The sequence below is a fragment of the Pseudomonas sp. CDFA 610 genome (assembly GCF_021147865.1).
GTDB lineage: Bacteria > Pseudomonadota > Gammaproteobacteria > Pseudomonadales > Pseudomonadaceae > Aquipseudomonas > Aquipseudomonas alliivorans.
On record NZ_JAGTPM010000003.1, the window covers coordinates 467594 to 491719 of the forward strand.

General features: G+C 52.3%; 17 protein-coding genes and 1 pseudogene. 4 read left to right on the forward strand and 14 right to left on the reverse strand.

Translation table 11 applies throughout. From position 1 onward, the window contains the following. Positions 1-65 precede the first annotated feature (65 nt). The 13 genes and pseudogenes from KDX39_RS07660 to KDX39_RS07720 all read right to left on the reverse strand — a co-directional run bounded on the left by KDX39_RS07660 (position 66) and on the right by KDX39_RS07720 (position 18708). Positions 66-1229, reverse strand: a complete 1164-nt coding sequence (locus tag KDX39_RS07660) for a glycosyltransferase family protein (RefSeq protein WP_231659901.1) — start codon at positions 1227-1229, stop codon at positions 66-68. Between the two features lie 306 nt (positions 1230-1535). Beyond that, positions 1536-2630, reverse strand: coding sequence for an NAD-dependent epimerase/dehydratase family protein (locus KDX39_RS07665; RefSeq protein ID WP_231659902.1), 1095 nt, complete (start codon positions 2628-2630; stop codon positions 1536-1538). A 147-nt stretch (positions 2631-2777) separates the two neighbouring features. After that, a complete protein-coding gene (locus KDX39_RS07670) occupies positions 2778-3701 on the reverse strand; it encodes a glycosyltransferase (protein WP_184318454.1) in 924 nt (307 codons plus the stop codon). 61 nt (positions 3702-3762) lie between these two features. Continuing rightward, positions 3763-4950, reverse strand: a complete 1188-nt coding sequence (locus tag KDX39_RS07675) for an ABC transporter ATP-binding protein (protein WP_231659903.1) — start codon at positions 4948-4950, stop codon at positions 3763-3765. A 3-nt stretch (positions 4951-4953) separates the two neighbouring features. Beyond that, entirely contained in the window at positions 4954-5745 is a 792-nt protein-coding gene (locus KDX39_RS07680) for an ABC transporter permease (protein ID WP_231659904.1), read from the reverse strand. Positions 5746-5753: 8 nt separating this feature from the next. After that, positions 5754-7772 (reverse strand): capsular polysaccharide export protein, LipB/KpsS family, encoded by a 2019-nt coding sequence (locus KDX39_RS07685; RefSeq protein ID WP_231659905.1) that lies wholly within the window; start codon positions 7770-7772, stop codon positions 5754-5756. Between the two features lie 99 nt (positions 7773-7871). Next, positions 7872-9110 (reverse strand): hypothetical protein, encoded by a 1239-nt coding sequence (locus KDX39_RS07690; protein WP_231659906.1) that lies wholly within the window; start codon positions 9108-9110, stop codon positions 7872-7874. A 346-nt stretch (positions 9111-9456) separates the two neighbouring features. Beyond that, a pseudogene (locus tag KDX39_RS07695) lies at positions 9457-10449 on the reverse strand (MBOAT family O-acyltransferase); the annotation flags it as partial. A 92-nt stretch (positions 10450-10541) separates the two neighbouring features. Then, positions 10542-11651, reverse strand: a complete 1110-nt coding sequence (locus tag KDX39_RS07700) for a glycosyltransferase (RefSeq protein ID WP_231659908.1) — start codon at positions 11649-11651, stop codon at positions 10542-10544. Then, entirely contained in the window at positions 11651-12604 is a 954-nt protein-coding gene (locus KDX39_RS07705; protein ID WP_231659909.1) for a glycosyltransferase, read from the reverse strand. The genes KDX39_RS07700 and KDX39_RS07705 overlap by 1 nt, the downstream gene beginning before the upstream one ends. Before the next feature lie 262 nt (positions 12605-12866). Next, positions 12867-15149: a glycosyltransferase gene (locus tag KDX39_RS07710; RefSeq protein ID WP_231659910.1), complete on the reverse strand. Its 2283-nt coding sequence runs from the start codon at positions 15147-15149 to the stop codon at positions 12867-12869. A 649-nt stretch (positions 15150-15798) separates the two neighbouring features. Continuing rightward, positions 15799-16263, reverse strand: coding sequence for an acyltransferase family protein (locus KDX39_RS07715; RefSeq protein ID WP_231659911.1), 465 nt, complete (start codon positions 16261-16263; stop codon positions 15799-15801). Positions 16264-16761: 498 nt separating this feature from the next. Beyond that, positions 16762-18708: an acyltransferase family protein gene (locus KDX39_RS07720; RefSeq protein ID WP_231659912.1), complete on the reverse strand. Its 1947-nt coding sequence runs from the start codon at positions 18706-18708 to the stop codon at positions 16762-16764. A gap of 458 nt (positions 18709-19166) precedes the next feature. On the opposite strand from KDX39_RS07720, the gene rfbB reads away from it, so the two are divergent. From rfbB to KDX39_RS07740, 4 genes are read left to right on the forward strand one after another with little or no spacing between them, the layout of a single operon-like run. Further along, positions 19167-20240 carry a dTDP-glucose 4,6-dehydratase gene (gene rfbB, locus KDX39_RS07725; protein WP_231659913.1) on the forward strand — a complete coding sequence of 358 codons (1074 nt, stop codon included), beginning with the start codon at positions 19167-19169 and terminating at the stop codon, positions 20238-20240. Further along, the gene (gene rfbD / locus KDX39_RS07730; RefSeq protein WP_231659914.1) at positions 20240-21145 is read left to right on the forward strand and encodes a dTDP-4-dehydrorhamnose reductase; all 906 of its coding nucleotides are present in this window, start codon (positions 20240-20242) and stop codon (positions 21143-21145) included. The genes rfbB and rfbD overlap by 1 nt, the downstream gene beginning before the upstream one ends. Next, positions 21142-22032 carry a glucose-1-phosphate thymidylyltransferase RfbA gene (gene rfbA, locus KDX39_RS07735; protein ID WP_231659915.1) on the forward strand — a complete coding sequence of 297 codons (891 nt, stop codon included), beginning with the start codon at positions 21142-21144 and terminating at the stop codon, positions 22030-22032. Before rfbD ends, rfbA begins: the two co-directional genes overlap by 4 nt. A gap of 44 nt (positions 22033-22076) precedes the next feature. Next, on the forward strand, positions 22077-23009 hold the full coding sequence (locus KDX39_RS07740; protein ID WP_231659916.1) for a glycosyltransferase: 933 nt from the start codon (positions 22077-22079) through the stop codon (positions 23007-23009). A gap of 24 nt (positions 23010-23033) precedes the next feature. Here the strand turns inward: KDX39_RS07740 and KDX39_RS07745 are convergent, their stop codons facing one another. After that, positions 23034-23999 carry a glycosyltransferase family 2 protein gene (locus tag KDX39_RS07745; RefSeq protein WP_231659917.1) on the reverse strand — a complete coding sequence of 322 codons (966 nt, stop codon included), beginning with the start codon at positions 23997-23999 and terminating at the stop codon, positions 23034-23036. Positions 24000-24126: the final 127 nt, after the last annotated feature.

Consider the following 24126-nt stretch of genomic DNA (forward strand, 5'->3'; position numbering starts at 1 on the left):
GGGCTTTTTCGTCTTCGTTGATCCTTCAGAAAGCAGGCGCGACAACTGGGCAAATTAATTGATGTTTATACGGTTTTTCGTGCACTGGCCAGAACGTCAAGCACCTGGTGCTCCAGCCGCTCGATTGAATAGTCAGCGACCAACCTCATCTGCGCCCTGGCGACCTGCGTCGAACGCTTCTGGCTGTCATGGATCAATGCTTCAACAGCGCTTATCCATTCTTCTGTAGTGGTCGCAAGCAAGCCGCAGCCGTCTGAGCAGCAGGCATCGTAGATGGTGTCCGCGCTCGCCACGACTGCCGTTCCTACCGATGTGTATTCAACCCACTTGGTATTGGCCTTGACTGCGTTGAAGTCGGTTTTGGCCAGCGGACAAAATCCTACATCCCAGTTGAGCGAAGAGAATTTTTCAAGAAACTCTTCATAAACCGGAACAGGAGGAATGACATTGACGCGATCACCAAACTCATCAAGCACTGCCGGCTTGGGGATGGAACCGAATAATTCGAAAATCACCTCCGGATTTCTGCGCAGCACCTGAATCAACGCAGGCACGATGATCTCCAGGTCATGGGCATGATCGAACCCCATGTAACCGACCTTTTTTACCGGCCGATCCACTGCAGGTGCCAGAATCTTACCTGAGCAGTAGATGCCGCCAACCTTGAAACGAGCATTAAAGCCAGCAGAAACAAATCGCTGCTTCAAGGCCTCGGTAGAGCAATAGACCACGTCGGCCTTTTCTAACAGGTTGCGAACAGCTTTAAGCCTGGTAGGTCGATTGTGGGCTTCATATTTCTTTTCGCCGATCTCCCTTGGCACATTCAACAGATCATCATCAATGTGAAAAACCGTAGGGATGCCTGCTCTTTTTGCACGCCTGACCAAATAGGCCGTGTGCGGGCCGCTGTACCTGCAGAAAACCATCATGGTCGGTTTGAAACGAGCGACTTTCTTGTTTATCCACCGATGCGCTTTTGGTGTTGCCATTTGCTTTCCAAACTGCTCTCTCATCTGCTGTTCGCTAAGCAAGTCAGTTACCAGATCACCTTGCGCAATAAGAGAAGCCAGTGGCTTGAAAAAACTGAGTTGTAAGGTAGGTATCATCCCGTTGGCGACGAAAAGCACACGCTCAGGAGGCGGTGACATGCCGCGCATTGGGTACTTGCCCAAAACACGATCCAACGTAGACCTCAAAGAGGTCCTGAGTTTCCGGATACGACTGAGCATTTTATAATCCTAACCCTGCAGCATCTGTTGAGTCCTGATAGCTATCGCGTTGGCACAGATTCACATGTGCTCATCAACGCCGTTGTGTCGCGTGTAACTGTGCGACTTGTAAGACACATGTGCCTTTTCACTGAATTACGACCGACAGGCATTGGTAATCAGAAGCAGGCGAACCGAACATTGGAGTCACTTCGATCTTGATGATCATAATCGCTTGATCGAAGGCTCCAATGCTGAATATAGTGATCAACTGCTGGCGATCAGCACCCTGGCTTAACCTCATTAGGTTTTCCAGAGAAGCGCCCCTTACAAGGTCGCTGTTTTGAATTCGATCTTTGCCCAGTCAGCAAGCTGCTGAACACCACTCTGAATGCTGACCTGCGGTGCCCATTGAAGCCTGGCCGCAGCAGCAGAGATATCCGCGCAAGCATAACGGATGTCGCCAATCCGGAATTGACCTGTGACGGTGTAAGCGTCATCCGACACACCCAGAGCGCGCATCAACATACGGGCCATGTCGAGAATAGTGACGGCCTCGCCACTGCCAATGTCGATAATCGAACCATGCTCGACTGGATGCAGGCTGGCGCACACCAGTGAGGCGACCACGTCATCGACGAACACGAAGTCGCGCGCGATTTCGCCATCTTCGAAAATCGCCAGTTGACCACCCGCAATCAATTGCCGCGCGAAAATGGAGAGAACGCCAGTGTAAGGATTGCGCAAGGACTGGCCAGGGCCGTACACATTCTGGAAACGCAGGATGGTGACCTCCCAGCCTGCGCCCTCGCCTGCCTGACAGAGCAGATATTCCTGCATCAGCTTGGTGGATGCATAGACCGAAGCAGGTGCTGGCGGCAGACCTGAGTGGCTGGCAGAGGGTGTAGCAGGCAAGCTGGCGGCTTTAGGCAACGGAACACTGAAGTCCCCCTCGGTCATGCTTTGAGGCTGGCGTGGCAGGCCTACGAACTCTACCCCGGCAGCATCACGGTAACCGCCTTCTCCGTAAACGGCGCGCGAAGCAGCCAGCACTACACGGCGCGTAGTGTTGACACCGCGAAGCGCCTCAATAAGATTGGTCGTACCCAACACATTCACTGCACAGTAACGCGTTGGCTCGTCGTACGACTGCCCCGTCCCGGTTTCTGCTGCCAAGTGATAGACAAGTTCTGGCTGCGCTTGCTGAACAACGGTAATCAATGCAGCCGCATCAGCGACGTCACCGCGAACGAAATGCACACCGTCAGGAAAAGCCGGGGTATCAGGGTTGTCGCCATGCACTTGCGGATGCAGGTTATCGAATACCCATATTTGTTGACTTGGGTCCTGGCGCAAAAGAGCCTTGACGAGTCGGCTACCAATAAAGCCTGCACCGCCGGTAATGAGTACTCGCTTGGTCATATACTTGTTTCCGAAAAAATACTGATGAACTGAAAGGGTCGACACGACTTGCAAACTGCAGGCCTTGACAATGCCTGCGTCAACGACGTCGGGGGTAGGATCTGTTACAGGTCGCGCAGCTGCGTGAAGATGGCGCAGATAATAACATCAGGGGCGCGCCTTCTGCCGCATTAAAGGCCGAAGTATTAACCGTCCCGCGCGAAGCAGCCTTGACCTGAACACCCTTAGTGCTCCCCAGCGAGAGGCAGCGATCGAATAAAAGGGGGGAAGGAACTGTGCGTCGCGAAGAATATCGCTGAGCGTAGGCTTCCAGGTTTCGGTCGAGACTGCGGAAATCTGAGACAACAGCGAAGGACGAACGTGGCCTTGGCCGATCTCGCGCTCCAGATCGGCAAGGGTAATAAAACCGGCATCAAGTGCACGACGAAGGCATGAAACCCACAGCACTTCGTTTGGATTGTCCAGCGACACCCAAGGCTGGGTATTCATGTCCGTGTAATGCAACAGACAGGTCTCACCCGGTATGAAGCACTCAAGCGAGTTCCAGGTCTCGGGGATCGAATACGAAATCGGGCTGGCCAGCTTCATATCGTACATGAGTTCCTGATAATTGATTTCGCCCTTGTCCAACTGGCAGACAATGTCATCAACGTTCCAGCCCAGACGGGAACAATCCATGAGCATGACACTGAACTGAGACCGACGCGCCCCGGCGGCACTGCCCACGGTTTGCAGAACAGCCTCCCCGAACGGACGGTTCCATAAGGCTGCTATGTCATGGAACACTTGCATGTCGGCGTCCATATAAATGGCCTTGCCGTTACGCTCACACAGCTCGGGAATGAGGAAGCGCTGGAACGAGAACGGTGTTCGGGCCTTGTTGACTGCATCTCTGGGGACTGGAATGGGCCGCTGATGCGTGTAGATGGCAGAGAGCTGTACTGAAAGACGAGTGCTTTCACAGATGGAAAACTCCAGCACTTTCATCGGTAACCACTCTGCGGGAGTCGCCGCCACGAATACGCGGACACTATCTGTCGTTACGTCGGTCGGGACTTCAGATTCCTTCATGCGTTTAATCCTGGGAGAGTGCAGACCCTGCGATGGCCTCATCGCAGGTCCGGAACGGAGGTCACTCCACAAATCGCCAATCTGCGGTTTTCTGGATGGCAATAGCGTTTAGATAAGTCCCAGCTACGCGGAATGGCGTCGACTCGGAAAGCGATATGTGATCAACCCCATCAGGGCTCATCACTTCAATGGCAATGGAATATGCACCGGGTGCCAGTTCGGCACGTCCTAGATCTGCAAGTATACGGCTCGATCCGGCAGGCCAGACCAGACCAGACCGAACTGAGTTCCAGTCAAGAAGAACGCTCTGCGAACCGTCGCGCAACAGCGGTCTGATCACCACATCCCGAGGCAGCTCACTGACATCGATATCGAGCGTGAGATTCGCCCCGTAAGGCAGCGGCACACCAGGAACGAAATCAATGCCATTCACCAGCAATTTGAAAGATATACGCTCGGGATGAAAAACATGTCCGCGCTTCTTCTCGTTCTGATCGCCCAACTTGTCCTGGTACAGAGAAATCGCGGACTGAATGCCTCCCTCGTACACGACCTTACCCTTTTCGAGGTAAATGCCACGGTTGCATAAACGAGCGACCTGGCCGATGGAGTGGGAGACAAATATGACTGCCGCATTTCGAGCAAGCTCGTTGACGCGCTCATAGCAGCGCAGCCGGAATGAAAGGTCACCCACAGCAAGCACCTCATCGATGATCAGGATATCCGGGCTCATGACAGAGGAAGCGGCGAAGCCGAGTCGGGATTTCATACCCGAACTATAAAACTGGACTGGCGAGTCGAAAAACTCATCGATCTCGGAAAAGTCCTTAACTTCGGCGATATAGGCGTTGAGCGCTTTACCCGTCATGCCCATCAGGCGACCACGCACCGCCACATTGTCTCGCCCCGTCATGGTGGGCGAAAAGCCTGCGCTCATTTCCAGCAAATAGCCCAGCTCACCGTTCTTGATGACCCGACCACGATCGGCGGCCAGCTTGCCGGCAATGCACTTGAGCAGAGTACTTTTGCCGGCACCGTTGTGACCAAGCACACCCAGCACTTCGCCCCGGCGAAGCGAGAAATTCATGTTCCTGATCGCCCAGAACTCAGAACTGCGAAGCTCGTCATTCTCTGACTTGCCGATATTGACAGCGTTTCTCAAGATGTCCCGCGCCGCATATTTGACAGACGACTTCAGGTCACGAGAATACTTTTTCCACAGATTATCGACTTCAAGCAATACAGTCATAAATTATCCCAGCCGCTCAAGAAGAATAGGTACCTGGCGATGAAGAAGATTGAGCGACCAGACCAGCAAAGCGATCAACACCGCTGTGCTGATCACCAGAGGAAGCATGTAGACAGAACCAAGATCGTGTAGCGATCGAGCCAGTATTGCCAAGGGAGCCGCCAGTGGGTTGATGCAATTCAACCAGAAGAGAGCACCAAAGGACTGCTCAAGGGCCGGGTAAAAGATGGGCGATATCAGAATCACAGGCAGACTGACAGAGCTGAGCCCTTTGCGAACATCAGCATAGAGCGCCGACCAAGGGGCCAGGATGGCGCCGATGGTCACAGCGGATATGAGCAATGCTCCCAGGGAGAACATGATCCAAAACCACGAAGAAAGCTGCGAAGGAAACGACAGCCCCAGCACAGGTATGGCTATCAGTATCAACGCCACCCTGATGAGCAAACCGATGCCCCCCTCAAATATCACAGCCAGAACAAACGGAATGGGGCCTACATTGACGCCTCGCAGCAGCCCCTTGTTCTTCCTCATGAAGTCAGACATCTCCTGGATGACCGACATCCACCACTGGAAAAGAGTGACGCCCGCAAATGCCCTCAGCACGTCCCAGTTGCCTTCAGGAGAATGCGACCCACCGCCCCCGCTCAACTGACTCTTGATAAAGATGTAGCACGCGGCGTACAGCATTGGGGTGATCAATGCCCAGGCGTAGCCCAGCGCGTGTTGCTTTATCTGTATGGATATACTGCGCCTGGCGAGCGCGATGCCTGAATTCACCGTTTGTGACCACATGCAATTATTCAGCCCTTGACAAGATCATGAGTGGCAATTTGTTCAGCCACCTCTGCTGCGATAGCGTCAAGTCGGGCTCTGGCGGTCTCGGGAACAGACATATCAATGCTGTAGCCCTCGAAAAACCAGTTCAGAAATGCCCGGTACTTGATTTCAAGGTCAGCAGCAGTGCTATTCGTGACGTAGGCCCATGCCTCGTCAAGCGTATGGGTGGCTGCGTTGAATGTTACGCAATCGTACTCCGTCCTGCCAAATGTCACGACAGGTTTAATTTGCAAAAGGGCTTCAAACCCGACACCGCTGTTGATGGTATAAACCGCTTGCGAGTGCTCTATCAAATCCTTGACATTGGCATTGCTGATAAAAACCGTGACGCCATCCGCAAGGCTCTCAAATGGAATCATGCTTTTACGATTCGCCGGATGCAGTTTCAACACAACAACCACACCATTTTCCCGAGCCCAAGCTATCACTGCGACGACAGCGTCAAGGACGCTGACATCCGAGAAAAACTCGATTGACTGATCAGTAGGTATTTGCAACGGGAAAAACAGGTAGGGCCTCAGCACCTTCTTGCCAAACCAGTTTTTATCCCAAGGCAGGAGGTCATCCTTGAGCAACTGCGCCAGCGGCAACCTGTCGTTCTGGGCGAACTTGCTGTCCAGCAAACCGCTGTGCAGTCGTCCACGGTAATGATCAAACATTTTCCCCGCCTGGCCAGCCTGCTGACCAAGGGTAACCGGGTATTGGCTGGACGCAGCACTCCAGCCCTTCTGATCGACCACGAACACCCAGCGGAAGAACTCTTGCATGTAGAAAAGAACATCGGTGCTGCCAGGACCAAAGTTATGCATGCACCGATGTGGTACAAAAGCCATCGATGAATTGTCACTATCAATCCGGGGCCGGTCGATCTCCCAATTAGGCAACTCGTAAATATCAACCTGTAGCCCTTTGCGCTCAAGCGCGTTGGCCATCAACAATGCGAAACGCTTCCACTGCAGCCGCAAATCGATGACATCTTCGCTGATTCGGGGAGCGGCACGGACTTCGCCGGCAAGCTGCTTCCAAGGCAAATCAAGGCGTGGAAGATAAAAAGCGACACGCCCGTTACGGGGCAGCGGGGCAGCTTTCATCTCCAGACTTTTCTCGACTGCCGAGCTGATGCGTCGCTGCATCCATTCACTAAACAGCGAATCCTGAGGTAAAAAATAAGTACCGACCAGTTTCTGCGCCATGGAACGCTTGGCATCGTCATAGGAAAGCAGATTTTGCAGGATAAAAAACCTCAAGTCATACAGCTTGAGCCCCCCCTTCCCTGCCCACAGGATACTTTTGTCGCGGAACTGCCAATCAGCGTACTTGGACTTGATATTATAAAAATGTGTATGTGCCAGCGCGTCCTTCATTCGACGATAAAAAACCTTCTGATCAATGAACCAGGCCAGTTTCCCACGAACGAACGCTTCATCTATATCGTCAGCAACTTGTTGCAAAAAGCTGATCACACTCTCGGCAGGAGCTAACCATATAGATCCGGTCGCTACGGCAAGGTGTTCTGGACGACCGGGCGCCAAGTCACGGTCACGACGAATAAGAATAACCTGTGCATCCGCCTTGTCAGAGAAGTCCAGATCAAAAGGGTTAACAACCAGTGAGTCTGCATCAATGCTAAAAACAGGCGTCGAATAATCCGACAGTAGATTCTTTAGCTGTAGGAAACGGGCACTGGCGAAGTAGGCCCTTTGCTGATCGACTGTAAGACTCGAGAGATCTGTCGTTTCGTAGGAAAGAAAAACCCTCGTATTTTCCAGTTGGCAAAGTGTTTTTTCAAACTGATCGAATCCTTCCTGAGAAGGGTTTATCAGGTGAAGCACGAAGGTCTGCCCAGGGGAAAACATGTCAACGCTTAATATCAGGGAGATCGCGTACTCCAGATATCCCATATCGCACGCCGAAAAAAGTAGAACTGCCTCCTGGCCTGTAAGGGACGGTGGGGCGAACCACTGTAATTTTCGATCTATCATGCTAGCGTTTTCCTTCCACATCTGAGTGCCTACGCGATGATGCATTCACATCATCGACGAGGTAGACACATTGATGCCATCTGACAACAAAGTAGGGTTTCAGTTCCCTTGACAAAGTTTTAAACGAGCCATTTGCTCATTTAGTTTATTGACATCTATCGAGGGTTCCAGTACGCCACTCGCGCGAAAATCAGAAGCACCCTTATCGAGAGCAAGCATTAACAAGCTGCTTCCCTTACAAGTACCGAGATGGTCTTCGTCACTAAACAGTGGCCAGTCTTGCATAAGCCCGGCTTCTGGCTTATTAAGATCAATGAACGGAATTTTGTACTCACTTGATACTCTTTTCAAGTCATTTACATGCTGATCTAAACCAGATTGTTTCTGAAAAGCGTAAAGATCTGAACGCACCGGCGGTTGGAACAAAACGATCTGAATACCGTGTGCTTTCCCCCACAGCGCAAACATGTCGAACAGCCCGTCCCACGGCGCCCAACTAGGAATGTCTCTCAAGCGCTGAACCTTGACGTGCTCATTCTTTATTTCAGGGAGCATTCGGTCCGGAGAAGTCACGCGTCCAAACGTATCTTTACGCTCACCCCGAGTGTTCAAACCAAGTAGAAGAGGATCTTCACCTGCGTGAATGGCCTTGGCTGCCCCTGGTAATAAATTGGACAGCCGCAGCGTGCTCCTATATTGAGGGATCTCCGGCTTCCAACTGAACGCGTGCTTGTCACGCAAACCATCAACGCTCGAAAAAACAGGTTTGCAGCGAGCAACTATCTGAATGCCAGCGCACAACGGCTCTAACGAACTCAATAAAGGTAGGTACTTAAGATGATCAGGCTCGACAATGAGACGATCCGGCCTCCGTAGCAACAGGGAGGACTCGACATAAACGGTTTTCAAGTTGGGAAACCTGAGACGCAGAATTTCCGCCTGAAGAATCAAACCGTAAGTAATTTCATTATACGTATTACCCGCACCCACCACCGTACCGTCAAATCCTAGATGACTGGGCTGCAGGATCTTGCTCCTTGATGTTCCCACGTACCCTGTGGTGATCGTCTGAGGGGCATCGTTTTTGCTGAACAGAGCCACATTCTGAGCCAGCATCTGGTTGCCCACTTCCCTTCCGGATATTTCCGAGTCAGGCAATAGCTCCATCAAACGCGAAACCGACTGAGTGCTGGCGACCGAGGAGCCCTCATGGTATCGAACGGCAACCTCGGTCAACAAAAATCCCGCTCCAAGGAACGTGCAGGTCAACGCATACAGCTTGATCCACTTCTGACGCGTCAGTTTGGCGCTCTTAGAATTGAAAGTATATGAAGTCATTGCCGTCTACATAATAAATGAAGGAAAAAAGCGCCAGCGCTGTAAAGGTGATAGCGGCACACACGGCTCGAAAATTCGTAATGTCCGACTGGTAGGTTGTTTTGTGCACCAACCATTGCAATGGCAGGTACAGAAGCAACAACTCAAAGAACAACGGAGCAATCTTCGTCTGCGCCCACGTGGCGTCAAACGTCAAAACTTTTGCGATGATCGTGAAGGCCGAATGTGTGTCGCTCGCCCGGAAAAAGATCCACGCAAAGAAAACCACAAACATGGTGAGGAACCAGGCTACGCCGGGAAGGCCTACGATTTTTTTGATCAGCGCACCAGGATGGACATTTTCGAAGGATCGCTGAATCACTAGTGCTGCGCCGTGCAGCCCGCCCCAGATGATAAAATTCCAGCTGGCACCGTGCCAAAGACCACCTAACAGCATGGTCAAAAATAGGTTCCTTTGTGTCTTCCACGCAGCAGATGTGCGGGAGCCACCCAGCGCAATATACAAATAATCGCGAAGCCAGTTGCTCAGCGTAATGTGCCACCGCCGCCAGAACTCTTTGATGGAAAGTGAAGAGTAAGGCGCATTGAAGTTATAAGGGAGTACGTAACCAAACATCAGCGCCGCACCCAGCGCCATCAGGGAATAGCCCCAGAAATCGCACAGGATCTGAACACCAAAGCCGATGACGGCCATCAGGTTATCGAAACCGGAGTAGTGGTCGGGCGCCTTGAAAACAATATTGACAAAGGGTGCCAGTCCGTCAGCAACCCCGCACTTCAACGCCAGGCCGGCGATAAAATAATAAATGCCGTTATATACGTGACTCAGGTCAAATACTTGCTTGATCTTTATTTGCGGCATGAATTGAGCAGCCCTGCAAATCGGGCCGGCGATCAGGTGAGGGAAAAACAACACAAAGATCGCAAATACGGCAGGGTCCCTTTCGTGCTCGAACTTACCTTTGTAGACATCCACATGGTAAGAGATCAGTTCAAACACATAGAACGAGATACCCAACGGCAGAATGATCTTGAGCAGCCCTATTTCATAATTGGGATCATAGAGTTCACCGATGGCCTGGATGTTCTCAAGAAAGAAGTTCATGTACTTGAAATAACACAGCAGCAGCAGGTTGCCGACACACGCCAACACCAGCCAATATCGCTCTCGCGTCTGAGCAATGCGACCTGCAATCAACCAGTTGACAGCAATGACGCCCGCGAGCATCAGCCCGAATACGTTGCTCCAGCTGCAATAAAAATAGAGACTGCCGATCAGCACGACCCACTGCCGCCCCCGCAACCAAGGGCATAGCCAGTAGCAGGCCAGGGTGGCCATCAACAGCACTATGTACTCCATAGAGTTGAATAGCATTCGCTTCGGGTTCCTTTGTTTTTGGATTTACGTTCGCGAGGAGCGACAGAGGCGGTCTATCGCACGACCATGCCTAACAGGTTCTTGAGCTGGGCTTGCAATTGCTTTTCAGAGAAATTGTAGGCGCAGAACAAGTGTGCAGTTTCAACCATCGACTCTCTTAACGTCTGATCGTTAAGCAAATCGGTGATCGCGGTATGCCAATCACCTTGAACCAGCATACCACCACCCTCTGGAATAACTTGGCTATACACCAAAATGTCGGACGCAACTACTGGTATCCCGGCAGCGGTGTACTCGATAAACTTAGTAGGTGCCTTGCATAAATTGAATTTCTCGTTCACCAATGGAGCAAGACCGACATCCCAGTTCAAATCGGCCAGCGTATTCAAAAACTGAACATAGCCTTTATTGACCTGATGAGACTTTACCCTGTTACCAAAGCGAATAAGACTGTCAGGCATCTTGATGCTGCCAAACACCTCAAACCGTAGAGTCGGGTTATCGTCCATCAACCTGATGAGTGTAGGAACCACCAACTCCAAATCTTCTTGATGCCCCTTCGACCCCATATAGCCGATTGTTTGCGAGCTGCTTCGCTTTTTTTCAATTTTGGTGATGTGGCTGGCCATGTAAGGTGCATACATGCCAGAAAATATCTTTTGCGATGGAAAAACAGATTGCAGATGTTGCGCCAGATAAGATGTGGAAGCGTATATAAGATCGCAATGCTCGAGCAGATAACGCCGCTCGTCAATAACCTCAACGGCCCCATGAGCCATCTGAATGGCAGCGCCCAAAGACGACGGAATCTCAAGAAGATTGTCGTCAATGTGGTAAATAACAGGAATCTCCCTCTCTTTAAAGTACTCAAGAATCTCTCTACCATGGGGTAAGCCATAGCGCGTCATGATCACGAGATTAGGATTAAAGCCGTTGTAGAATTTTTCCCATGCGGGCGTACCTTTTTTTCCAACGCGAAGCTGAGTTACGACTTCAAACTCGAGAGCGCCCTCACTACGAAGAACCTTAAAAGGGATATCGAAACTGATGAAATAGGTCGCGTTCAAATTCTCGGTAAATACCAGAATTCTTGGCTTTTCAGGCGTCGGCAAATCGGTAACTTTTTTTGTTGAGCTGAAAAGCCCTTTAATAAAGGCCAACATCAGTTTCCAACCTTATCTTTAACGACATCGTTCATGGTAGCGTGCGCTTTCAACTGAGCTTCATACTCTTTGATCACCTTCTGCCTGGCCCGCTTTGCAGCATAAACCTCTTTGTGGGGTATATAACCGGAAAGCTTGTCAAATGCGGCGTTCTTTTTATCCCATGCAGCGTGCAGGAAGCTCGGGATCAAGTGACGGTATTTGATATCTTTCAACAAGGACGGTCGCAAATAGCCAAGTTGTATGTCTTCCTCGATCGCCTTTTTGCTCAGCGACCCGTTTGCGAGCATTTTGCGAACCTCGCGGAACCAGACCCATGCGTTCTTGTTGCCGCAAGAGGACCATGGCTGCGTGTAAACGTCAGTGTAATGAATCAGGCAGGTGTCTTTGTCCCAGTGTTCCAGGCTGTTCCACTCGAACGGCACACCATACTTGACGTCGCTCTCATCCAAAATGACCAGTTCGGACATAAGTTGATCGTAATCGTACAGACCGTCGTCCATGCCCTGGATAATCGTTTCCACCTCCCAGTCCAACCTTCCGCAATCCAGCAGCATAACTGCACACTGCTTCTTGCGTGTCTTGGGCGCCCCTACTTTCTGAAGGCTCTCTTCGGTGTGCTTGACCTCTTTCTGAATGATGATCTTCGCGCCATCGAAAGGAATGTTCCACAGCTCCCTGATATCGCGCATCACCAGCATGTCGGCGTCCATATAAATAGCTTTGCCTTTATAACCTGCCAGCTTCGGAATGCAGAACCTGCTGAACGAGAAACCCGTGCGCTGCCCGTTTCTCGGGTCTTTGGGCTCAGGTACGGGCAGATCAAGCATGGGAATGACTTCGACCCTGGCTGTGGTGTGCCTTTTGATCGAGTGTTCCAGAACCGGCACAGCAAGCATCTGTGATCGGTCAACGCCTACGAAAACCCGAATAACTTCATCATCGGTGGTCATGCAATTTCTCCTTGATTCTTCACATTGCTGTGTTCGGGGGTTGCCTTGCTCATCTGACGATACAATCGCTCTCCGATGACTGGGAGCCGTAACCCGTTCGGGCTTTTCGCGGCCCGGATAGTAACGCAAGCGTACCTGATACCGCCAAGCTTCAACCCATCTGTAATTTTGAAATAACGTTTGTGTTCACCTTTGCGACAGGCCTCTCGAGTGAAACAGGCAGCAGGTCGCTCCATTTGAAATCAGAACGATCCTTCAGAATTCACTGGACCGGTAGCAAGTCATCCAGAATTCTGGCTGCAGTAGGACCACTGATGATCGTACGCTCCACGAATGCACTCGACAGTGTCTCGGGCTCGGTTGCGCCAAGCGCTTGCGCGACGAAATCTCCCCAATCCCCGGTCGTGCGGATCTCTGTAAGTGGCTTGTAGAGGTCAACGTCCAGATCATGTGCAACCACAGCGACACTCAGATTCCTGCGCGCAGCGTCGAGAGCAACGGTGGATGGTGATGTGATGACAGCAGCCATCCTGCCAAGCAACTGATCGGCGGTGTACATTTGCCACTCGGGAGCTTCCGGGTTTGCAATGACCAGGTTTGCCGCGACGGGCTGATCGCCTTTATAGCGCTTGGTCAGCCACATGCCCGCATGATGGGGCTTAATTAAAAAGATGATCTCCGGGAAGCGCTCTGTCAGCGAAAGAACACCCTCGAGGAAAAACTCTCTGTAGGCATCGCTGTACCGGTGCCAATGCAGGTTTTCAAATACGCCTATTACGGTGGTGTCCCTTTTGATCAGGTGATCCAGATTGACTGTCGCGTCCGATACGGGCTTTGGGCACCCGATGGCAATACACTTTGACTGCGTGGCAGGATTTATCTCGGGGTGCAGCGAGGAAAGCTCGCCCCATAGGTAGATCTTCTGCGCAGCGAAATTGATCTTCTGGATGTGGTGAATCTCGTCGCTGTAGGTCAGACCCACGTTTTCCAGACCATGCTGCGTCGTCGCCGTCATGATGCCGACTTCGTTGGCACCCTCGGTCAGCCAGCGGGTAAACGCATGAGGACCGAGGTTGGTTTCTGCCACAGTGAGCAGTGCCTTTGTCGCAGGATTGAATGGCGGGCTCCCGGAGATGCCTTTGTCCATCAGTGCGATAGGAGAAACATCCATGCCATGAAGGGTGGTGAGCACCCTAGGCGATTTTTTCAGCAACGATGTGCTGCACCAGACCTCAAACGGGATTGACCGCTTCTGCGCTTCCTTGATGATCGGAAGAATTACATCAAGGTCCTGAATCAGATGCAGTACGAAGACGACTATCGGCGCGCTCACACTTTTCCTGGCATCGGTCAATGCACCACGGAACGTACTGACCCACGATTGGCTGATAACGGGCGGACTGAAAAACGTTTCTGCGAGCTTCTTGCCTTTCTTCACATCGGCGCGAATGTTTTTCTCATCAGACAGGTAGCGTCGCAAACCTGCAAGAAAATCATCGACTGCAATGCCGCCTTTAAGCGGCTCAAGGCTGGGTGTGGCTGTTGCTATTACTGGAAGGTTGCGGGTCAATGCGTGAACCGAACGATTGGCTGACTTGCAGATACTGAACTCGTCTCGCGAGTTAGGGATCAGCACGACCTTGGCTTTCGCCATTTCATGCTCGACAGCCTGGATTGTCCACTCAACGTAACGAGACGGAATGGCAAACGGCTGAATAAACGCTTCGTACTTCTTCTGATGGTTGCTGACCACGACCAGCTCGACCGGGTACTCCAGAGCAATCGCCTCAAGCGCCTCGCGAATCTGCAGTAGATCCAGCATGCCGAAGTCGGCATAAGTGGCGCCGTGGTTGCCAAACCAAAGCAGGCTCGCCACGTTTGAACTGGGCTTGGACGCAGTGACGGGAGCGGCTCTCGCAACTGACTTTCTGTACTTGGCGAGAACGATACGCGCATTCATTTCCAGAGAGGAAAGCACTCTCACGCCGCGACGCTTCCAAAAGCCCATGGTCAGAAGCGTACGCCAGCGCTTGGAAATGCGAACGAGCAAACCTGGGACGGAAACAGCCTTATAGGAATTAGCGAGGTTTTTGACCTTTTCAGCCTGAATCTTTACATCAATAGCCTTGGGAGGTTTGGTAGCCCCCTGCGCAGCAAGCAATCTTTGATCAAGCTTCTTGTTGGTGTCACCCGAAATAACGCCATCCGGAATCACCTCGACCCTGACATGCTCGACATGGCGGGAGATGATCTGCGCCAAGGGTTTGGTCGTGGTGACTATGGCACTGGCATATTTCGCCATGCCCAGAAACATGTCGCGCGGAAGACTGGCAGAATTCTTGCCGTACCCTGTGACAAAAATGTTGTCACACAGATCAAGCACGACCGGGATGTTGAGGGCGTGAGCTTTCTGGACCATTCCGTAGGTTTCCACGGAAAAGTCTTTGACGACGACAAGCACATCAAGCTTTGTCAGGTCGACCACGCTGGCGTGAGTAAAGATTTCACATGTGTGGCCAGAGTATTCCAAGGCGACAATAGGCAATACGGCTCTGTATCTGACACTGGCTACATTGAGCGACAACGACGCTACACACCACCCAATTACCAATGGCCGGTCACCTGAAAAACTATTCATCCCTAGCCGCGCTCCTACTTTTGCACTTCAACAATGAGGTATCCAACAACACGATCAAGCATTCACAACATGAAAGGGTGCAGGCTCAAGGGTCGAAAGGCCAAAGTGGCATGGGCAAAAACATCGCCCCTGACAGGCCGTGGCAGCCCTTTACTTGCCCCTTCTCCAGTGCAGCCTGCACATTCGACACACGCGCACCCAGTTGCCTGGGTCGTGCGTCAACCCCTTTAACGTCTCGCCTCCTGAGCCGCGTATTCTACCGAAAATGTAAGAATACCGGACACTATTTCGGTGTTTCAGTGCGTTGGAGGCTGACTTGATGCATGTCAGTTTTTTCATGAAAAACATTGCTTGGCAGCGCAATCTCGCAAGGGTCAGTCACCGAGCACAGAACGGTTCGCAAAACGCCATGAACGGAAACTGACAGACGGCAGTCAAGGCGCCTGCGACTCATTGCAAACGCAGCGGCTCTGTCAAATAAAGTCAGCCTTGACCGCGAAGGCTTGAGGTCCTTCGCACGCAACCTGAAGCGCAGGAAACTCTGCGATAAGCATGCTTAATGAGCGATTACCGGGGCAAGGCCCGCCCTCCTTTCAACCGCCTCTCTCAGTCTGCCCATTGATGGTTTTTCGATCATCACGTAAGAAAGCCAAGCAATGGCAACGCAAATTGATACCGTTACCACGGCTCGGATGATCTGGTATTCAGCCCAGCCAGGCACAACGCGACCAAAGAAGCCGATGTGGTATTCCATGATGTTAATCACTTGACGATGCCAAATGTAAAGACCATAGGAAACAACACCTAAAAAGACAGTTGGCGACATAAGCACACTGGTCAGCCTGCCGCACTTTTTATCAACTGAAAGTGATAGAAAGACAAGGATCAGGGCCACGCCAATCAACGTCGGCATGTACTCACTGAAGCTGTCATCCACGAAAGGATAAACAGACAGCACGACAGTAATCAGACAAATCCACACGCGCCTGCCGTGACCGCCTTCCGCAATGAAAATACCCAATGCAATGGCGTAGAAGACCTAGGAAAACTTGAAATAATCGACGGCACCCAACGCCAGGAAATGGCGTAGAGCACTAACGAAGTCGCCAAGACGAGTGATGTGTTTCGGATATTGACCATGAACAGCACCGCAGCAACTGCGTAGAACAGTGCCTCGTGTGTCAGCGTCCACAACACCGGATTTATGTCTCTCGACACGTACGGATACAAGTGTCGAGACGAGACAAGATGCCTTAATATGACCCACGAATCGTGGCTGGGCACCCACTTTCTACCTGTGTACCCTAGGAATGCCAAAAACACGAAAAGATTGACAAGATAAAGCGGCACCAGTCTGGCAATGCGATACATGTCATATAGCCTGAGCCCACCAGGCGATCCGATCAAACGCAAACCCGAGCGCTAGATCAAAGACGCAGGCCACATCTGCAAAAACTACAGGCTGTGGACCTGATCGTGCTCGAGAAGCACTCTTCGAGAACCTCTCGACCTGCCTGTGTTATTTCTTAGCCGCCGATACTTTCTCGGCTACAACATTTTTCGTGGCGTCGTCGACAAGACTGCGAACACTGGGCCCGTAAAGTTTTGCGCCCTCCTTTGACAGATGGGTCGCGTTGAAGAAAGCAGGTTTATTGTTGTCATCCAGGACCAAGCACCTATCAGCCGAAGGACACGTAGCCTTCATCATGTCGACGTACCTGACATTCTGCAGATTCGCCAGAGGCTGGTTGATTCTGTCTGTCTCCGGGCTTCTGTATCGGGAAGCGTAATACGAAAGGCCCGCGAGCCTGCCAAGACCGCTGACGATAAATGCGCTGTCTTTCAGCAGATCCTTTCGTCCGAATACGTACACATCAGCATTGGTCTGCACTGTAATTTTGTTGATGGCCTCAAGGTAGTAAGGCTCAGCAAAATCACGCCAGTACATGGCGATGAATATCTTGTCCGCCCCCGAAATCAAAGCCTTATTATTCGCTCTCTCAAGCGAGTCCTGGCAGCGTTTGACGTAGGCGGGATCCTTGATGACGATAGGATTGACGCGGGTATAGAAGTCTTCTTCCTTGGCCTTATCCAGACCCGGAGTCGCACACGCACTGTCGACAAGGCGGGAAACGACGTCGTAGTTGGCGAGATAGCCTTGTTCATTAAGAATATTGAGCAGATCGCCCGCCTGAGAGTCACCAATGACGAGGATTTTCTGTTTTTTGGAGGCAGTATCAAACCCTTCCCGTTGATTCAGGCTTTTGATGACCTCAAACACATAGATGGATGCACTTCTTTCATCGACTTTGACCATATCCCTTATTTCTGCTGGCACTCTCCATCCCCAGCCGTCCTGCGCCCAACTGCTGGCGGCAGGTACGATCACTACGACCGAAGCGAGCAGCGTCACCAGCGAAAATTCAGCGCCGCTCATTCGCGACTCTCGCTGATGACGAAAAGGCTTCTCGACAAAGTGGTAGAGAGCCAGCGCCAGAACACCTGTGGAGCCGATCAAACCGAACTTCACCGGGGTACTTATCTGGTCGATCAACACATAGCTTACGAATACAAAAAGAGGCCAGTGAACCAGATAGAGGGAGTAACTTATCTCACCAATCTTTACCGCAGGCCAGGACGATAGCGGGCGGGAAAACACTGAACTCCGCCCCCCCAGAATCATCAGGGCTGCACCCGCAGCAGGCACCAACGCTGCAAGACCTGGGAACAACAAAGTGTCGCTTTTGAATACGAAAATCGAATAGCTGATCAGCGCAAGACCCAGCAGGTATGCCATATTGGCGATCAATCGATTGAGCGAGTAGCGTTCGGCAAACACGACCAGCCCACCGAAGAGAAACTCGTGCATCCTGAAAGGCGTCAGGAAAAACGCGCCCGAGGCGTCATGCTTGAGGTACTGAACAGAGGCGACTACTCCTATAAGGATCAGAACAAGCACCGCGACAAAAGGTGTTTTCGTGAAACGGGTCAGAAGTAAAAGCACGACTGGCCATACCAGATAGAACTGTATCTCTACGCCCAGCGACCATGTATGCAGAAGAGGCTTCAACGTCGACGCTGCGTCGAAATAGCCGCTTTCAGCCCAGAAATAAATGTTCGAGATGCCTGTCAACGCGTACACCGTTGAGCCCGACATGGGCTTGAAGTCGGACGGTGAGAACAGGACAAAGGCAGCAATATAGGACGATGCAATGGTTACAAGCAGCGCTGGAATCAGCCTCCTGACTCGCCGAAGGTAAAAGTCTGCAAAATCGAACCGGGTTGTTCCCTTTCGATCAACGATCACCTTGGTGATCAGGTAGCCACTGATAACAAAAAAAATGTCTACCCCGACAAAACCACCTGAAAGAAGAGCCACCTTGAAGTGGTACAGAATGACAGCCAGCACAGCCACGGCTCGCAGACCGTCTATGTCAGGCCGATAGCCGGCTTTCGTATTTTGCATTTCCACTCCGTGTTGTTCTTCAATACGCCGACGGCATTATAGAGAGGGCTTTCCAAGCCGCCTACAAGAGTTTCGCAGCAGCCACGTGGGCGAGCAAGCCGTGGCGCACCCCGGATCAAAATCTGACGTTCCTATAAGAGTGCTCATACCGCCTGGATTGATAAGTGAGCTTACCGGAGTGCTCTCCCTCCCCCATGCTGGATCACTGACAGATCGCCTTGGCTACAGTCGAATCGGCACGCGTGACCCGCAGAACGCTTTGAACCGTCCTGCCAATCCATGCGTCACATCATTTAGTGGTAGGGATGACAATCTTTCCATGTAAAATGCCGCCTCTGATTCATCGCTCAAAGCGCGCCGATATCCGACGCTATTAGAGAATCAAAGACAGCAGCACACTCAATCTTTGCTTCAACGGACCGGGCAGCGCCTTGTCATAACTCAAGGTAGACATTCTCTTGAAGATCCTAGTAACAGGTGGTGCCGGTTTTATCGGCTCGGCGGTCATTCGACATATCATTTCCAACACGTCTGACGCTGTCGTCAACGTCGATAAACTGACCTACGCAGGCAACCTCGAATCCCTCCAATCAGTGGACAAGGACGAGCGCTACGCGTTTGCCCATGTGGATATCTGCAATCGTGAAGACCTGGACCGGGTCTTTCACGAACATCAGCCTGATGCGGTCATGCATCTGGCAGCGGAATCTCACGTGGACCGCTCGATCAGTGGCCCGTCCGACTTCATCCAGACCAATATCATCGGGACCTATACGCTGCTTGAAGCTGCGCGTGCGTACTGGAACCGACTGGACGAAGCGCGCAAAGCCAGTTTCCGCTTTCACCACATTTCCACTGACGAAGTGTATGGCGATCTGGAAGGTCCTGAAGACCTATTCACCGAGACAACTCCTTACCAGCCAAGCTCGCCCTACTCGGCCAGCAAGGCGAGCTCGGACCACCTCGTGCGCGCGTGGAGCAGAACCTATGGCCTGCCGACACTGGTCACCAACTGCTCGAACAACTACGGCCCTTGCCACTTCCCCGAGAAATTGATTCCACTGATCATTTTAAATGCACTGGAAGGCAAACCGCTGCCGATTTATGGCAAGGGCGATCAGGTTCGCGACTGGTTGTACGTGGAAGATCACGCTCGCGCACTTTACAAGGTCGTGACCGAAGGCGAGATCGGCGAAACGTACAACATCGGTGGTCACAACGAAAAGCAGAACATCGAAGTCGTGCGCACGGTATGCGACCTGCTCGACCAAATGCGTCCGGACTCGGCGTTCCTTCCGCACGAGAGCCTGATCACTTATGTCAAGGATCGCCCGGGTCACGATCTGCGCTACGCTATCGACGCCAGCAAGATCCAGCGCGAGCTGGGCTGGACACCGGAAGAAAGCTTCGAATCCGGGATCCGTAAGACAGTGGAGTGGTACCTCAGCAATCCGGATTGGGTGGACCACGTGAAAAGTGGCAGCTACCAGCAATGGATCGACAAGAACTACTCAACACGTGCCGAGAAATAATGAAAATTCTTCTGCTGGGTAAAAACGGACAGGTGGGATGGGAGCTTCAGCGCTCACTCACGGTGCTGGGTGAAGTGGTAGCACTTGATCGCCAAACGGTTGCGTCTGCCTATGGCGACCTGACGGGGGACTTGTCCAACCTGGACGGCCTGCGGGCTACGATTCGTCTTGTTCAACCTGACGTCATCGTCAACGCAGCAGCCTATACCGCCGTCGACAAGGCCGAAAGCGAGCGAGAGCTTGCGCACACAGTCAACGCGCTGGCCAGCCAGGTCATGGCAGAAGAAGCTCGTCAACTGGACGCACTGTTGGTTCATTACTCGACCGATTACGTCTTCGATGGCAGCGGCGATTGCGCCTGGAAAGAAACCGATGCCGTCTCGCCGGTAAATTATTACGGCGCAACCAAGTTGGAGGGTGAACAACTCATCGAAGCCTCTGGTTGCAAGTACCTGATATTCCGCACCAGCTGGGTTTATGCCGCACGCGGCAACAACTTCGCAAAAACAATGTTGCGACTCGCGAAAGATCGTCAGTCCCTGAACGTGATTGCCGATCAGATTGGCGCTCCTACCGGTGCGGATCTGCTGGCCGACATCGCTACAGCGGCGGCGGTGCAGGCACTGGCGAAGCCGGAGCTTTGCGGCGTCTATCATCTGGCACCAGCGGGTGAAGTCTCATGGCATGCGTATGCGCAATATGTCGTGGACTTTGCGCGTGCAAACGGCGAACAACTTGCGGTTCAAGAGATCAACCCTATCGGTACGATCGAATACCCAACGCCTGCACGTCGTCCGCTGAACTCCCGTCTGAACACCGAAAAATTACGCCACAATTTTGCTCTGCACTTGCCAGACTGGCAAAGCGGCGTTACCCGCATGCTTATGGAATCCCTGAATAAATGACCACGACTAATCGTAAAGGCATCATCCTGGCCGGCGGCTCAGGGACTCGTTTGCATCCCCTGACACTCGGTGTGTCCAAACAAATGCTTCCGATCTACGACAAGCCGATGATTTTCTATCCGCTGTCGGTGCTGATGCTGGCCGGCATGCGTGAAATCCTGATCATCTCGACGCCGGAAGACCTGCCTTCCTTCCGCAAGCTTCTGGGCGACGGCAGTCAATATGGCATTCAGCTCACTTATGCAGAACAGCCAACGCCGGATGGTCTGGCGCAAGCATTCATCATTGGTGAAGAGTTCATCGGCAAGGACCCTTGCTGCCTGATCCTGGGTGACAACATTTTCTACGGCCAGCACTTCTCGGAAAACCTGCGCTCCGCGAGCCAGCAGACCAGCGGCGCAACCGTATTTGGCTATCACGTTTCCGATCCCGAGCGCTTTGGTGTTGTCGAGTTCGACGAGACCGGCCGCGCCTTGAGCATCGAAGAAAAACCGTCGGCACCGAAATCGAGCTACGCGGTGACCGGCCTGTATTTCTACGATAACCAAGTCGTCGAGATCGCCAAGAACATCAAGCCTTCCGAACGCGGCGAGCTGGAAATCACTGACGTGAACCGTGCTTACCTCGAACAGAAAAGCCTGACCGTGGAAATCCTGGGCCGTGGCTTCGCCTGGCTGGATACCGGCACCCACGAATCGCTGCTGGAAGCGAGCCACTTCGTGCACACCATCGAACAGCGTCAAGGCTGGAAAGTGGCCTGCCTCGAAGAGATCGCGTACACCAATGGCTGGATCACTTCGGAGCAACTGGGCGAGCAGGCACGCAAACTCAAGAAAACCGGTTACGGACAGTATCTGCAAAAGCTGCTTGAGCTGGGCTCCTTTTAAGCCCGGCAGTTTCTACTACTCCGTACCGTAAGGCTGTCAACAGTATGAGCGTCAATCATCCCAAGGTAGCCGTACTGTTGGCCGCTTATAACGGAATGGATTGGATAGCGGAACAACTTGATTCCATCCTCAAGCAGACCAACCTCTGCGTCAGCGTATTCATCAGTGTTGATCCATCCACGGATGGTACTGACTCTCTTTGCTCGGGGTATGCAGAGCGCAACGCAAATGTCACCCTGCTCCCGGCCGCCGGCCAATTTGGCGGGGCATCCCGCAATTTTTTCCGATTGATCAAGGATGTCGATTTGTCGGCTTTTGATTACGTGGCATTTTCCGATCAGGACGACATCTGGTATTCGGACAAGCTGCACAGAGCAACGTCTGTCATGGTTTCGGGCAACTATGATGCTTATTCCAGCAATGTGATTGCCTTCTGGCCAAACGGCAGGCGAATGCTCGTCGACAAGGCTCAGCCCCAGGTTCGCTGGGACCATGCGTTCGAAGCTGCAGGGCCAGGCTGCACATACGTGATGAATCGTCGCTTGGCAGACGCATTCAAAGCGTCATTGATAGCAAACTGGGCAGCCTGTCAGCGCATCGCCCTGCACGACTGGTATTGCTATGCCTATGCTCGCAATCATGACTTCAGATGGTTTATAGATCCCGTGCCAAGCATGGACTATCGCCAGCACGCCGATAATCAGGTTGGCGCCAATACCGGAATAGCGGCTTTCACAACCCGTTTGAAAAAGATCCTGGGCGGATGGTGGCCCGAGCAAGTAGTGCTTATAAACGATCTGACGGGAGGCACTTCGGGGCTAACGCTTAAGGGGAAAACCGCATTTCTAAGGCTGGCTTTCCAAGCCAGGCACTGCCGCAGGCGACCCAGGGATAAACGGCTGTTTATCATCGCCTGTATGGCAGCATCCCTGTGCAAGGTAAGCTTCAACGATGCACAGAGCCCAGGCAGACGCTGAGCCAGCCTTTTATAGAAACGGCTGTTAAACCTTCCTCAGGCAAACAGCCAAAACAAGGCTCATGTTTCCTCGCAACGTCTGCCGGTAAAAACCGGCCTTTTTGAACGTTGACACGCGCTGGAAAAACCCTGACCTGCGACCATTGTCAAAATGGTCAAGCAACATCCGGCACTCGTCAGTGAGTGACTGCTCCATACCTCTGAGAATCGAAACATTCGCATCGTTCCATACGATGAAACGGCCGGTCAGCATTTTGCGCAAGCGGAGCAGTCTGTCACGAGTGCTTGCATTGGCGCCGATCAGATTACCGCCGTGCTGACGGTAATAAAGGGTTGGATCGGAATCGTAAAACACGTAGCCACCGCACCCGGTTACCAACAGGTAAGTCAGCCAGTCATGGACAATCAAAGACGGCTTGTGGGGTAGCCTCATCAGTAAATCGCGTGCGGACTGATTGATAAGCATCGTGTTCGCACCGGCCAGACTTTGAACCAGTGCATTTCTGAACGAGGGGGGTTTGCGGAACAGCGGGGAAATTCCGATTACATTGAGTTTAGCGTCCACCAGCCTGGTTCTGGAGCAATAAAGGGCTGGCGCGCTTTCACCAAGAGGATCCAGGCGAGCGACACTTCTCTCCAGCTTGTCTCTGAACCAGACATCGTCCTGATCACTGAAGGCGAAGTAGTCGGCTTCTATCTCGGTCCGCTGGACAAGGGAAATGAAGTTCTCGGCAAAGCCGTTGCAAGGGCCGTTGAAAATGACCATACGATCCTTGCCCCAACGCGCCTGATACTCAGCCAGAATTCGGTTGGTGTCGTCCGTGGATGCATCGTCAGATACGTACAAAACCCAATTGGGAAAGGTTTGCGCACTGAAAGAGTCGAGCTGCTCACTCAGGTAGGCCGCACCGTTGTAGGTGCACATAAGGATAGCGACGCGCGGAAGGCTAGTGTCATGCGCCCCATGCTGTTGGGTGAGCTGCGTTCTCAAGAAACCGTCGCCTGCAAAAGGGCCGCATTTTACGCGTTGTCTCGACTTCCGTCAGTCACCAAATGAACGGATGCACGCCCGCCTATCCAACTTTAATGATTCAAAGCAGCAAAACAGGGGAAAACGG

What these genes read in the sequence shown, in the direction of transcription:
- KDX39_RS07680 (WP_231659904.1), bottom strand. Translation starts at nt 5,745, where the DNA reads ATGTGGTCACAAACGGTGAATTCAGGCATCGCGCTCGCCAGGCGCAGT.
- KDX39_RS07670 (WP_184318454.1), bottom strand. Translation starts at nt 3,701, where the DNA reads ATGAAGGAATCTGAAGTCCCGACCGACGTAACGACAGATAGTGTCCGC.
- KDX39_RS07685 (WP_231659905.1), bottom strand. Translation starts at nt 7,772, where the DNA reads ATGATAGATCGAAAATTACAGTGGTTCGCCCCACCGTCCCTTACAGGC.
- KDX39_RS07665 (WP_231659902.1), bottom strand. Translation starts at nt 2,630, where the DNA reads ATGACCAAGCGAGTACTCATTACCGGCGGTGCAGGCTTTATTGGTAGC.
- KDX39_RS07705 (WP_231659909.1), bottom strand. Translation starts at nt 12,604, where the DNA reads ATGACCACCGATGATGAAGTTATTCGGGTTTTCGTAGGCGTTGACCGA.
- rfbA (WP_231659915.1), top strand. Translation starts at nt 21,142, where the DNA reads ATGACCACGACTAATCGTAAAGGCATCATCCTGGCCGGCGGCTCAGGG.
- KDX39_RS07675 (WP_231659903.1), bottom strand. Translation starts at nt 4,950, where the DNA reads ATGACTGTATTGCTTGAAGTCGATAATCTGTGGAAAAAGTATTCTCGT.
- rfbD (WP_231659914.1), top strand. Translation starts at nt 20,240, where the DNA reads ATGAAAATTCTTCTGCTGGGTAAAAACGGACAGGTGGGATGGGAGCTT.
- KDX39_RS07700 (WP_231659908.1), bottom strand. Translation starts at nt 11,651, where the DNA reads ATGTTGGCCTTTATTAAAGGGCTTTTCAGCTCAACAAAAAAAGTTACC.
- KDX39_RS07740 (WP_231659916.1), top strand. Translation starts at nt 22,077, where the DNA reads ATGAGCGTCAATCATCCCAAGGTAGCCGTACTGTTGGCCGCTTATAAC.
- KDX39_RS07690 (WP_231659906.1), bottom strand. Translation starts at nt 9,110, where the DNA reads ATGACTTCATATACTTTCAATTCTAAGAGCGCCAAACTGACGCGTCAG.
- KDX39_RS07720 (WP_231659912.1), bottom strand. Translation starts at nt 18,708, where the DNA reads ATGCAAAATACGAAAGCCGGCTATCGGCCTGACATAGACGGTCTGCGA.
- KDX39_RS07660 (WP_231659901.1), bottom strand. Translation starts at nt 1,229, where the DNA reads ATGCTCAGTCGTATCCGGAAACTCAGGACCTCTTTGAGGTCTACGTTG.